Raw genomic sequence first — 12,419 nt, forward strand, 5'->3', positions numbered from 1 at the left:
GTCGACATGGACGAGGTCGAACGCCTCGCCAAGGAGCACCGCCCCAAGGTCATCATCGCCGGCTGGTCCGCCTACCCCCGCCAGCTGGACTTCGCCGCCTTCCGCCGGATCGCCGACGAGGTCGAGGCGTACCTGTGGGTGGACATGGCGCACTTCGCCGGCCTCGTCGCCGCGGGACTGCACCCCAACCCCGTCGAGCACGCGGACGTGGTCACCTCCACCACCCACAAGACCCTCGGCGGCCCCCGCGGCGGCATCATCCTCGCCAAGCAGGCCTTCGCCAAGAAGCTCAACTCCTCCGTCTTCCCCGGCTTCCAGGGCGGCCCGCTGGAGCACGTCATCGCCGCCAAGGCCGTCTCCTTCAAGGTCGCCTCGGGCGAGGAGTTCAAGGACCGCCAGCGCCGCACCGTGGAGGGCGCGCGGATCCTCGCCGAGCGCCTGACCGCGCCCGACGCCCGCGCGGCCGGTGTCAACGTGCTCTCCGGCGGCACCGACGTGCACCTGATCCTGGTCGACCTGCGCGACTCCGACCTCGACGGGCAGCAGGCCGAGGACCGCCTCCACGAGGTCGGCATCACCGTCAACCGCAACGCCGTCCCCGACGACCCCCGCCCCCCGATGGTCACCTCCGGCCTGCGCATCGGCACCCCCGCCCTCGCCACCCGCGGCTTCACCGCCGCCGACTTCACCGAGGTCGCCGACATCATCGCCGAGACCCTCAAGCCGTCCCACGACACCGAGGCCCTCAAAGCACGGGTCAAGGCCCTCACCGCCAAACACCCGCTCTACCCCACCCTGGGCAAGTGACCCCGAGCGGCAGCCGTGAGTCCCCCTGTCCCCCGGCCGCCCCGCGCATAAGGGTGCCGGGTGGGGGCGACAGGGGTTGGCGGGCGGGCCGCGGCGGAGCAGCCAGGTGGGCGGACGACAGTACGTCGGCGCCGACGTACTAGGGTCACCCGGTGACGAGTAGCGACACGACGTGTGCCCAGGTTGCGGATGGTGGCGGTGCGTCGGCGGAGGACGGTGACTGGCGGGGGCGGTTGCGCCGCTTCGGGTATGTCGGGCGTCCCGCGGCCGACGTGCGGGAACGGCTGGTCCCGGCGTTCCCCGAGCCGGGGACCCGGCCGTGGGAGCGGCTCGGGCTCGGGGCGGTCGCGGCGCACCGGGTCGCGCACGCGATGGGCTGGCTCGGCCCGTTGCTCGTCGCCGCCCTGGCGGGCGCCGTCCGCTTCTGGGACCTCGGCCGGCCGCACGCCGTGATCTTCGACGAGACGTACTACGCCAAGGACGCCTGGTCCCTGCTCCGGCTCGGGTACGAGGGCACCTGGCCGGACCGGAAGGTCGCCGACCCGCAGATCCTGGCGGACCCTCAGGTGATCTCACTGACCGACCCGGGGACCTTCGTCGCGCATCCCCCCACGGGCAAGTGGGTCATCGCCGTCGGGGAGTTCATGTTCGGGCTCGACCCGTTCGGCTGGCGCTTCATGACGGCTGTCCTCGGCACGCTGTCGGTGCTGATGCTGTGCCGAATAGGACGCCGACTGTTCCGGTCGACGCTGCTGGGGTGTCTGGCCGGCGCGTTCATGGCGATGGACGGCCTGCACTATGTGATGAGCCGCTCCGCGCTCCTCGACATCATCGTGATGTTCTTCGTGCTCGCGGCCTTCGGCTGCCTCCTGGTCGACCGGGACCGTGCCAGGGCCCGCCTCGCGGCCGCCCTGCCGGTCGACGACGACGGCCGCGCGACGCCGGACGTGGACGCCGCCGAACACACCGGGACGGGGCCGCGGCCCTGGCGCCTCGCGGCCGGGGTCTGTCTGGGCCTGGCCGCGTCCACCAAGTGGAACGGCCTGTACGTCCTGGTGTTCTTCCTGGCCCTGACCGTGCTGTGGGATGTCGCCGCCCGCCGTGTCGCGGGAGCCCGCCACCCCTACCGTGCGGTGCTCCGCAAGGACCTCGGCTGGTCGCTGCTGTCCCTCGTCCCCGTGGCCGTGGTGACCTACGTCCTCACGTGGACCGGCTGGTTCCTTTCCGACAAGGGCTACGGACGGCACTGGGCGGACGACCGCGGCGGAATCTGGTCCTGGATCCCGGCGCCGCTGCGCAGTCTGTGGCACTACGAGTACGGCGTCTACCAGTTCAACGTGGGCCTGCACACGGCGCACAAGTACGAGTCGAACCCCTGGAGTTGGCTGGTCCTCGGCCGCCCCGTGCTGTTCCACTACCAGTCGCCGCAGCCGGGGCAGGACGGCTGCGCCACGGCCGTCGACTGCTCACAGACCGTCCTCGCCCTCGGCACCCCGCTGCTGTGGTGGACGGCGTGCTGCGCGCTCGGCTATCTGCTGTTCCGGTGGGCGCTGCGCCGCGACTGGCGGGCGGGCGCGGTGCTCTGCGGTGTCGGCGCCGGCTATCTGCCGTGGTTCCTGTACCAGGACCGGACCGTCTTCTCCTTCTACGCCGTGGTGTTCGTGCCGTTCCTGTGTCTGGCCGTCGCGATGACGGTGGGCGCGCTCCTCGGGCCGCCGGGCGCGGACGACAACCGCCGCTCCGCGGGCGCGATCGTCGCTGGCGCCCTGGTGCTGCTCATCGCGTGGAACTTCATCTACTTCTTCCCGCTGTACTCGGGCCAGACCATCCCGTACGAGGGCTGGCGGGGCAGGATGTGGCTCGACACCTGGATCTGACCGTCCGCCGCGCCGCCCACCGCCCACCGCCCACCGCCCACCGCACTCACACGTACTCGGTCGCCGCGTCCAGCAGCCAGTCCGCGAGATGCCCCGCGAAGGACGAGCGGACCAGGACCCAGAAACCGGCCCGGGGTTCGTCGCGGGCGACCACGACGACCTGGGTGCGGCCGAGGGTCGTCTGGGCGCAGCGGCCCGGGCCGAAGGCCCGCGGATGCAGGTCCAGTGGGCAGCCGTGGGCCAGGACGTCGCGGGCGCGGGGGCCCGCGACGAGGAGCGTGGTGCGCTGGGCGGAGACATCGGTGACGGAGACCGGTTCGTCGCCGGCCGCCTCCCGGATCCGGGTCTCCAGGTCCCGCTCCCGGCCGGGCGGGGCCACAAGGAGCCATTCGTCGGGGCCGAGCCACAGCGCCGTCAACTCGCCGGTGCGGACGACGGTGTTGGGTTCGAGGGGCAGGGCCAGGTCCAGGGCGAGCCCCACGGCGTCGGCCGCCGGGCCCTTGGCGTCGAGGCGCACGTTCACCTGGGTGAGGAAGGGGAGTTCGGCCAGCCGGACCGCGCCGGCGGAGGTGCGGGTGGCGGCCGCCAGCCGGGCGGCGGCCCCGCCCAGGGGGCTGCGGGGCGTGGAGGTGAGGACGATGTCAGCCATCGCGGCGGGCTCCCTCGGGGTCGAAGAGGACGGGGCTTGCGACGGTTACCGGGACCAGCCGGTCGCCGACGGGGGCGTACAGCCGCTCGCCGATCCGGTCCCTGCCGCCCTTGATCAGGGCGAGCGCGAAGGTCCTGCCGAGGGCGGCACTGCGGTAGCTGGAGGTGACATGGCCGAGCATCGGGACGGGCGGCGCGGGGAGGACGCTGTCGGCAACCAGGTGGGTGCCCTCCGGGAGGAAGGTGCCGGGGTCCTCGGGGAGCAGGCCGACGAGGTGCTTGCGGTCGGGGCGGGCGGTGTCGGCGCGGGCATAGGAGCGCTTGCCGATGAAGTCGGGCTTCTTCTTGGAGACCGCCCAGCCCATGCCGAGGTCCTGGGGGGTGACCGTGCCGTCGGTGTCCTGGCCGATGATGGGGTAGCCCTTCTCGGCGCGCAGCACGTGCATGGTCTCGGTGCCGTAGGGGGTGATGCCGTGCGGGGCGCCGGCCTCGTACAGCGCTTCCCAGAGGGCGAGGGCCTCCCACGGTGACACATTGATCTCGTAGGCCAGTTCGCCGGAGAAGCTGATCCGGCAGACGCGGGCCTCGATCCCCGCGACGGTCGTCTCCCGCCACGCCATGAACGGGAAGTCGTCGTTGGCGACGGCCAGTTCCGGTGCGAGGGAGCCGAGGACGTCGCGGGAGCGGGGGCCGACCAGGGCGACGGTGGCCCACTGCTCGGTCACCGAGGTGCAGTGGACGCGCAGTTCGGGCCACTCGGTCTGGAGCCACTCCTCCATCCAGTCGAGGACGGTGGCCGCGTTGCCCGTGGTCGTGGTGACCAGGAAGCGGTCCTGGGCGAGACGGATGACCGTTCCGTCGTCGAAGACCATGCCGTCCAGGCGGCACATCACGCCGTAGCGGATCATGCCGACCTTCAGGGTGCTCATCATGTTGGTGTAGAGCCGGTCGAGGAAGACGGCGGCGTCCGGGCCCTGGACGTCGATCTTGCCGAGGGTGGAGGCGTCCATGAAGGCGACGCTCTCGCGGGCCGCCCGGCACTCGCGCAGCACGGCGGTCTTCATGTCCTCGCCGTCGCGCGGGTAGTACCAGGGGCGCTTCCACTGGCCGACGTTCTCGAAGAGTGCGCCGTGCGCGACATGCCACTCGTGCAGGGCCGTCGTACGGACCGGGTCGTGGAGGGCGCCCCGGTCGCGGCCCGCGAGGGCGGCGAAGGAGACGGGGGTGTACGGCGGCCGGAAGGTGGTCGTGCCGAGCGCGGAGATGTCCACGCCGAGCAGTTCGGCGACGACACCGCTGGCGAGGACGCCGGACGTCTTGCCCTGGTCGTTGGCGGTGCCGGCGGTGGTGTACCGCTTGGTGTGCTCGACGGAGCGCATGCCGGCGCCGGTCGCGCGGGCCAGGTCGTCGACGGTGACGTCGCGTTGCAGGTCGACGAAGCGGGGCGCGCCGTCGCGGCCGGGGACGGTGAACAGGTGCTGGGGCGGTGTCGGACGGGGCGGTGCGGGCACCTGCGGGAGGCGGGGCGTTTCGGCCGTGTAGCCCTCGGCCTCGATCGCGCGGGCACCTGCGGCGGCACCCTGCGCGAGGGCCCCGGCGAGGTCCGGTGTGCCGCTCGCTCCGCCCGCGACCTCGACGGCCTGGCGGCAGGTGTCGGGGACGAAGGTGCCGAGGGCGTCGTCGTGGCGGAGCCTGCCGCCTGCCTGGCTGAACAGGTGCGCCACCGGGTTCCAGCCGCCGGAGACCAGCAGCAGGTCGGCGGCGAACTCCCGTCCGCCCTCGGTCTCGCCGTACGGGGCGACGGTCACGGCGGTGAGGCGGGGGTCGCCTTCGGTGCCGATGACGGCGTGGCCGGTCAGCACCTCGATGCCGGCCTCGCGGGCGCGCTCGGCCCACTCCCCCGCCTCGGGGCGGGTGTCGGCGATCGCCGCGACCCCCACGCCTGCCGCGGCGAGGTCCAGGGCGGCGGCGTACGCGCTGTCGTTGGTGGTGAGGACGACCGCGCACCGGCCGGGCAGGACGCCGTGGCGGTGCAGGTGGGCGCGGGCCGAGGCGGCCAGCATCACCCCGGGGCGGTCGTTGTCCGCGAAGGCCAGGGAGCGTTCGTGGGCGCCGGTGGCGAGGACGACCCGGCGGGCGCGGATCCGCCAGACCCGCTCGCGGGAGACGTTCTCGGGGGCGGCCGCGCCGAGGTGGTTGGTGCGGCGCTCCACGGCGAGGAGATGGTTGTCGTCGTAGTAGCCGAAGACGGTGGTACGGCGCAGGACGCGCACCTCGGGGGCGTTGCCGAGGCGGGCGGTGACCGTGTCGACCCAGTCGAGGTGTTCGCCCGTGTCCAGGAGGCTCCCGCCGGGCTCGGGCCGGTCGTCGGCGAGGATGACGCGGGCGCCGCTGCCGGCGGCGGCCGCGGCCGCCGCGAGGCCGGCCGGGCCCGCGCCGACGATCAGCAGGTCGCAGTGGGCGTGGACGGCGTCGTAGCGGGCGGGGTCCGGGGCGGTGGCGAGGCGGCCCTGGCCGGGGAGGCTGCTGGCGACGAGGCCGTCGTACAGCTCGACGGCGGTGGCGGGCAGCATGGGCTCGGGGAAGGGCTCCTCGATCTGAACGACCGCGTTGGGTTCCTCGACGCCGGCGGAGAAGATGCCGCGGGGGCGGCCGAGCTTGATGCTGGTGCCCGCCTGGATCACGCCGTTGGCGAGGAGCGCGGAGGCGAGGGTGTCGCCTCGGAAGCCGCGGTATTCGGTGCCGTCGAAGGTGAAGGTGAGGGGGGTGTCGCGGTCGATTCGGCCGCGGGTCGCGTGGCGGAACGGCTGGGTGGGCTCGACCCCGCCGCCCCTACCCGTCCCATCCTGAAGGGGCTCCGCCCCTTCGACCCCGCCAGGGGGCTCTGCCCCCTGGCGCCCCGTCGGCCCTGAAAGGGCCTCGTCCTCGAACTCCCCCAGAGGGGGGACCCCCGGACGGGCTGAAAATGCCGGCCCTGGCTCAACAGGTGCCGGGCGTTCCTCTCCCGTCCTGTACACCGTCAGGATCTCGTTCGTCGACGTGTCCCGCACCGCGTTGAACCAGCGGCGGCAGCCCGCCGCGTGGCTCCAGCGTTCGGCGAAGGGGCCCTTGGGGTTGTCGCGGAAGAAGAGGTAGCGCGCCCACTCCTCGTCGGTGAGGGCCGACGGGTCCTCGGGGTAGGGGACGTGGGCCTGACCGCCGTAGTGGAACTCGGCCTCGTCGCGGGGCCCGCACCACGGGCAGGGGATGAGCAGCATGGTTCGGCTCCCAAGTGGTCCAGCGGTCCTAGTGGGCCACCGCGGCCGCGCCGTGCTCGTCGACGAGCGCGCCGGTGGTGAAACGGTCGAGCGAGAAGGGGGCGTTGAGGGGGTGGGGGGTGTCGTGGGCGATGGTGTGGGCGTAGACCCAGCCGACACCGGGGGTGGCCTTGAAGCCGCCCGTGCCCCAGCCGCAGTTGAGGTAGAGGTTGTCGACCGGGGTGAGGCCGATGATCGGCGAGGCGTCGGGGCTGACGTCGACGATGCCGCCCCAGGTGCGCAGGACGTGGGCGCGGGCGAAGACCGGGAAGAGTTCCAGGGCCGCCGACATCTGTTCCTCGATGATGTGGAAGGCGCCGCGCTGCGTGTACGCGTTGTAGGAGTCGATGCCCGCGCCCATCACCAGCTCGCCCTTGTGGGCCTGGCTGACGTACACATGGACCGCGTTGGACATCACGACCGTGGGGTGGACCGGTTCCAGCAGCTCGGAGACGAGTGCCTGCAGGGGGTGGCTCTGGAGGGGCAGTTCGATGCCCGCCATGGCCGCCAGGACCGAGGTGTGGCCGGCCGAGCAGAGGGCGACCTTGCCGGCCGCGATGGGGCCCAGGTTGGTCCGTACGCCGACCACGCGGTTGCCGACCACGTCCAGGCCGGTGACCTCGCAGTTCTGGATGATGTCGATGCCGGCCGCGTCCGCGGAGCGGGCCAGGCCCCACGCCACATGGTCGTGCTTGGCGATGCCGGCGCGGGGCTGGTAGGTGCCGCCGAGGACCGGATAGCGCACGTCGGGCGAGGTGTTGACGATCGGGCAGACGTCCTTCACCCCGTCCGCGTCCAGCCACTCGGCGTCGACGCCGTTGAGGCGGTTCGCCTCCACGCGGCGCACGCTGTCGCGGACGTCCTGGAGGCTGTGGGCGAGGTTCAGCACACCCCGCTGGGAGAAGAGGATCGGGTAGTCGAGTTCGTCCGCCAGCCCTTCCCAGAGTTTCAGGGCGTGCTCGTAGATGCCGGCGCTCTCGTCCCACAGGTAGTTGGAGCGGATGATCGTGGTGTTGCGGGCCATGTTGCCGCCCGCGAGCCAGCCCTTCTCCAACACGGCCACCTTGGTGATGCCGTGGTTCTTCGCGAGGTAGTGGGCGGTGGCCAGGCCGTGTCCGCCGCCGCCGACGACGATCACGTCGTACGACCGCTTCGGTTCGGGTGTGCGCCACAGCCAGTCGGGGTGCTCGGGGAGTTCGGCGCCGGGGGTACGGGGGCTCATCGGACGGCTCCGTCCACGGGAAGGGACAGGTTCATACGGGGTTCGCGTTCCTCTCGGCGGCCTCGACCACATTGGCCAGGAGCATCGCCCGTGTCATGGGACCGACGCCGCCGGGCATCGGCGCGAGCCATCCGGCCACCTCGGCGGCGTCCGGGTGCACATCGCCGACCAGCCCGTGGTCGGTGCGGGTGATACCGACGTCCAGGACCGCGGCGCCGGGGCGCAGCATGTCCTTGGTGATCAGTCCGGGCGAGCCGGCCGCTGCGACGACGATCTCCGCCTCCCGCACATGCCAGGCCAGGCCCTTCGTCCCGGTGTGGCAGAGGGTGACGGTGGCGTTCTCCGACCGGCGGGTGAGGAGGAGGCCGAGGGGGCGTCCGACGGTGATGCCGCGTCCGACGACGCAGACCCGGGCGCCGGCTACGGGGACGTCGTACCGGCGGAGCAGTTCGACGATGCCGCGCGGGGTGCAGGGCAGCGGTGCCGTCTCGCCGAGGGCGAGCCGGCCGAGGTTCACGGGGTGGAGTCCGTCGGCGTCCTTGGCCGGGTCCATCCGTTCCAGGACGGCGCCCGCGTCCAGGTGGCGGGGCAGCGGGAGCTGGACGATGTAGCCGGTGCAGGCGGGGTCGGCGTTGAGTTCGTCGATGACGTCCTCGACCTGCCGCTGGGTGGCGTCGGCGGGCAGTTCCCGGCGGAGGGAGGCGATGCCCACCTCGGCGCAGTCCCGGTGCTTGCCGGCGACGTAGGCGCGGCTGCCGGGGTCGTCGCCGACGAGGACCGTGCCGAGCCCCGGCGGGCGACCGCCGCCGGCGGTCAGCTTGGCCACACGTTCGGCGAGTTCGCGGCGGACGGCGGCGGCGGTCGCCTTCCCGTCAAGTGTCTGTGCGGTCACGGTGACCCCTCATCCACGCAGCCGGGACATCGACGGGTCGAACAGCGGCTCCTCGGCCACGACGGCCTCCACACGCTGGTCGAAGTACCCGATGTGCACGCTCGTCCCGGGCACCGCCACCTCCGTCGGCAGCCAGGCGTAGGCGATGCCCTTGCCGATGGTGTAGCCGTACGCGGCGCTGGTGACGTACCCGACGGCACGGTCGCCGTCGTACACGGGCTCCTTGCCCATGACGACCGACCGGGGGTCGTCGATGGTGAGGCAGGTCAGCCTGCGCCGCACGTCCTCCTTGCGGCGCTCCAGCGCGGCCTTCCCGATGAAGTCGCCCTTGTCGAGCTTGACGGCGAAGCCGACACCGGCCTCGTAGGGGTCGTGCTCGTACGTCATGTCGGTGCCGAAGGAGCGGTAGCCCTTCTCCAGGCGCAGGCTGTTGAAGGCGCCGCGGCCCGCGATGATGCCGCCGAGCGGCCGGGCCGCCGCCCATAGGGTGTCCCACAGCTTCTGGCCGAGGTCGGCGGTGGTGTACAGCTCCCAGCCGAGTTCGCCGACGTACGACAGGCGCATGGCGGTCACGGGCACGGAGCCGATGTGGGCGCGCTTGGCGCGGAAGTACTTCAGGCCGTCGTTGGAGAAGTCCTCGTCCGTCAGCGCCTGGAGGACCTTGCGGGCCAGCGGGCCCCACAGACCGACGCAGCAGGTGCCGGGGGTGATGTCGCGGACCTGGACCGTGCCGTCGGCGGGGAGGTGCCGACCGAACCAGTCGAGGTCGAGGTTGCCGTTGGCGCCGACCTGGAAGAGGTCGCGGCCGAGGCGGGCCACGGTGATGTCGCTGCGGATGCCGCCGTCGTGGTCGAGGAGCAGGGTGTACGTCACCGAACCGACGGACTTGGCGACCTTGCTGGTGGTCAGCCGCTCCAGGAAGTCGGCGGCGCCGGGTCCGGTGACCTCCAGGCGCTTGAGGGCCGTCATGTCGTACATCGCGACCGTCTCGCGGGTGGCCTGCGCCTCCGCGCCGACGATGGGCGACCAGAACTGCGCGGCCCAGTCGTTCGGGGTGGGGATGCTGCGGCCCTCGACGAGGGACGCGTTCGCCTCGTACCACTGCGGGCGCTCCCAGCCGTTCGCCTCCAGGAAGAACGCGCCGTGCTCCTCCTGGCGTGCGTAGAAGGGGCTCTTGCGGATCGGGCGGGGCTCCCCGGAGGGCTGGAGGGGGTGGAGGATGTCGTAGACCTCGACGAAGTTCCGGCAGTCGCGGGCCAGGACGTACTCCGGGGTGAGCTGGTGTGGCTCGAAGCGGTTGACGTCGCACTCGTGCAGGTCGAACGACGAGCAGTGGCCGTCGACGAGCCACTCGGCCATGGCCCGGCCGACGCCCGCGGAGTGGGTGACCCACACGGCCTCGGCGACCCAGAACCCCTTGACGTCGGGGGACTCGCCGAGGAGCGGGAAGTTGTCGGTGGTGAAGGAGAACAGGCCGTTGATGCCCTCCTCGACCTTCGCCTCCTTCGTCGCCGGGAGCAGCGACTGGGTCTCGGTCCAGGCGTCGGCGAAGTCGTCCTCGGTGAACTTCAGGACCGAGGGCATCGGCTGGGCGTCGTCGAAGGAGCGGATGTCGTCGGCGGAGATCGGCATCGGGCGGTGGCCGTAGTAGCCGATGCCGATGCCGTCGAACCGGTCGCGGTAGTAGAGGTCGGCGTCCTGGTGCCGCAGGATCGGGCGGACCGCCTCCTCGGTCTGGCCGGCGAGCGCGGGGATCGGGCCGGTCCAGGCGAGCTGGTGGGCGAGCGGGGTGAGCGGGAGGTTCATGCCGGCCATGCGGGCGATGCGCGGACCCCAGATGCCGGCGCAGCACACCACGATGTCGGCCTCCAGGTCGCCCTGATCGGTGCGGACGCCCGTCACCCGGCCGTCGGTCCGGAGGATGTCCAGGACCTCGTGGCGGGCGAGGAAGCGTACGCCGCGCTCGGTGGCCCGGCGGATCTGCGCCTCGACGGCGAGGACGGCCTTGGCGAGGCCGTCCGTCGGGACGAGGAGGCCGCCGAGGACCCGGTCGGGGTCGACGAGGGGGTGCTGCTCGACGCACTCCTCGGCGGTCAGCAGCCGGGCCTCGATGCCCCAGGCGGTGACCCAGCCGTGGCGGCGGTGCAGTTCGGTCAGACGTTCGGGGGTGGTGGCCACTTCGAGGCCGCCGACCTGGAGGAAGCAGGGCTTGCCGTCGACGTCGAGGGAGCAGAACTTCTCGACGGTGTAGCGGGCCAGCTCCGTCATGGTCTTGGAGGAGTTGGTCTGGAAGACCAGGCCCGGGGCGTGTGACGTGGAGCCCCCGGTGGCGGGGAGCGGCCCCTGGTCGACCACGGTCACTTCGGTCCAGCCGCGCGCGGAGATCTCGTCCGCGAGTGCCGCGCCAACGACGCCCGCTCCGATGATGACCACTCGGGGTCCCGCCATCGCCGCACCTCCGATTGAAAACGAGTCCAGCCGGTTCAGTTGCTGTCTGCGCAACATGGTTCAGGTTGCGCAACTCAATGTGCCTGTCGCGGGGAGGGGGTGTCAAGGGGTCCGTGACGTCGGAAAACGGCCTTCGAAAAGGCCCCGGGAACGGCGAAGCCCGGCGGGCGGCGCACCCCTGTGCACGCCGCCCGCCGGGCTCGTCCGACCGGCCTTCCGACCTCGTTATTCCGACCTCGTTACTTGATCCAGGCGTCGACCTTGCCGCGGTTGGCCTCGACCCACTTCTTCGCCGCCGCCTCGGGCGCCATCTTGTCCACGGCGATGTACTTGGCCACGGTGTTCTGGTCGTCGTTCGTCCAGGTGAAGTTCTTGACCAGGTTGTACGCCGGGCTGTCCGACTTGGCGAACTTCGTGCTGACGATCTTGTCCAGTTCGTAGACGGGGTAGTCGCAGGCGACCTTCTCCGCGTCGGCGTCACAGCCGGTCTTGTACTCCGGCAGCTTCACCTTGACCAGGGGCACCTCGGCCATGAACCACTGCGGCTCGTAGAAGTAGCCGATCACCCATTCCTTGTCCTTCTCCGCCTTGCGGAAGGCCTGGATGAGCGCGGTCTCGCTGCCCGCGTACACCACCTTGAAGTCCAGCTTCAGGTTCTTCACCAGGGCCTCGTCGTTGGTGACGAACGACGGGTCGCCGTCGAGGAGCTGGCCCTTGCCGCCGGACTCGGAGGTCTTGAACTTGTCGGCGTACTTGTCGAGGTTCTTCCAGTCGGTGATGTCGGGGTGCTCCTTGGCGAGCCACGGCGGCACGTACCAGCCGATCAGCCCCTTGTTGCCGGTGGCACCGGCCTCGACGGCCGTCTTCTGGTCGGTGATGTACTTCTTCTTCAGATCGTCGTGGCCCCAGTTCTCGATGACGGCGTCGACCTCACCCGTCCCGAAGCCCTGCCAGGCGATCTCCTCCTTCAGGTCCTTCTTGGTGACCTTGCAGCCGAGGTCGTGCTCCGCGACGTACGCGACGACCGCCGCGTTGGCCTCGTAGCCCACCCACGGGTTCACGGCGAGGTTGAAGGTGCCGCACTTCCCGGAGTCGCCCGAACCGCCCGAGCCCGCCGAGTCCTCACCGACCTTCGCGCCGCCGCAGGCGGTCAGGGCGAGACCGAGGACGGCCGCTCCGGCCACGCCGGCTCTCCACTGTCGTACTTGTGTTGCCATGGTCAGTGCTCC

Annotated in this window: 8 protein-coding genes; 2 read left to right on the forward strand and 6 right to left on the reverse strand. The window is 71.7% G+C overall.

The features are described from left to right. Together glyA and M8J73_RS19555 are read left to right on the forward strand one after the other, a co-directional pair. Nucleotides 1-807 (forward strand): serine hydroxymethyltransferase (glyA, locus tag M8J73_RS19550; protein ID WP_249828866.1); only part of this gene is annotated, 807 nt, incomplete at its 5' end. Between the two features lie 152 nt (nucleotides 808-959). After that, nucleotides 960-2,684, forward strand: coding sequence for a dolichyl-phosphate-mannose--protein mannosyltransferase (locus M8J73_RS19555; RefSeq protein WP_372503980.1), 1,725 nt, complete (start codon nucleotides 960-962; stop codon nucleotides 2,682-2,684). 46 nt (nucleotides 2,685-2,730) lie between these two features. Here the strand turns inward: M8J73_RS19555 and M8J73_RS19560 are convergent, their stop codons facing one another. From M8J73_RS19560 to M8J73_RS19585, 6 genes are all read right to left on the reverse strand, one after another. Next, complete coding sequence (locus M8J73_RS19560; RefSeq protein WP_055542994.1) at nucleotides 2,731-3,333, reverse strand: sarcosine oxidase subunit gamma; 603 nt, start codon at nucleotides 3,331-3,333, stop codon at nucleotides 2,731-2,733. Then, nucleotides 3,326-6,589 carry a sarcosine oxidase subunit alpha family protein gene (locus M8J73_RS19565; RefSeq protein WP_249828867.1) on the reverse strand — a complete coding sequence of 1,088 codons (3,264 nt, stop codon included), beginning with the start codon at nucleotides 6,587-6,589 and terminating at the stop codon, nucleotides 3,326-3,328. The genes M8J73_RS19560 and M8J73_RS19565 overlap by 8 nt, the downstream gene beginning before the upstream one ends. Nucleotides 6,590-6,617: 28 nt before the next feature. Next, nucleotides 6,618-7,850 (reverse strand): sarcosine oxidase subunit beta family protein, encoded by a 1,233-nt coding sequence (locus tag M8J73_RS19570; protein ID WP_107466333.1) that lies wholly within the window; start codon nucleotides 7,848-7,850, stop codon nucleotides 6,618-6,620. A gap of 31 nt (nucleotides 7,851-7,881) precedes the next feature. After that, nucleotides 7,882-8,742 carry a bifunctional methylenetetrahydrofolate dehydrogenase/methenyltetrahydrofolate cyclohydrolase gene (locus tag M8J73_RS19575; protein WP_055539425.1) on the reverse strand — a complete coding sequence of 287 codons (861 nt, stop codon included), beginning with the start codon at nucleotides 8,740-8,742 and terminating at the stop codon, nucleotides 7,882-7,884. A gap of 9 nt (nucleotides 8,743-8,751) precedes the next feature. Further along, nucleotides 8,752-11,190: a GcvT family protein gene (locus tag M8J73_RS19580; protein ID WP_055539426.1), complete on the reverse strand. Its 2,439-nt coding sequence runs from the start codon at nucleotides 11,188-11,190 to the stop codon at nucleotides 8,752-8,754. 239 nt (nucleotides 11,191-11,429) lie between these two features. Next, on the reverse strand, nucleotides 11,430-12,407 hold the full coding sequence (locus tag M8J73_RS19585; protein ID WP_055539427.1) for an ABC transporter substrate-binding protein: 978 nt from the start codon (nucleotides 12,405-12,407) through the stop codon (nucleotides 11,430-11,432). Nucleotides 12,408-12,419 lie beyond the last annotated feature (12 nt).

The sequence above is a fragment of the Streptomyces neyagawaensis genome (assembly GCF_023516595.1).
Lineage (GTDB): Bacteria > Actinomycetota > Actinomycetes > Streptomycetales > Streptomycetaceae > Streptomyces > Streptomyces neyagawaensis.

Excerpts from the sequence above, each read along its gene's own strand:
- M8J73_RS19585 (WP_055539427.1), bottom strand. The coding sequence starts at position 12,407 with ATGGCAACACAAGTACGACAGTGGAGAGCCGGCGTGGCCGGAGCGGCC.
- M8J73_RS19570 (WP_107466333.1), bottom strand. The coding sequence starts at position 7,850 with ATGAGCCCCCGTACCCCCGGCGCCGAACTCCCCGAGCACCCCGACTGG.
- M8J73_RS19580 (WP_055539426.1), bottom strand. The coding sequence starts at position 11,190 with ATGGCGGGACCCCGAGTGGTCATCATCGGAGCGGGCGTCGTTGGCGCG.
- M8J73_RS19560 (WP_055542994.1), bottom strand. The coding sequence starts at position 3,333 with ATGGCTGACATCGTCCTCACCTCCACGCCCCGCAGCCCCCTGGGCGGG.
- M8J73_RS19565 (WP_249828867.1), bottom strand. The coding sequence starts at position 6,589 with ATGCTGCTCATCCCCTGCCCGTGGTGCGGGCCCCGCGACGAGGCCGAG.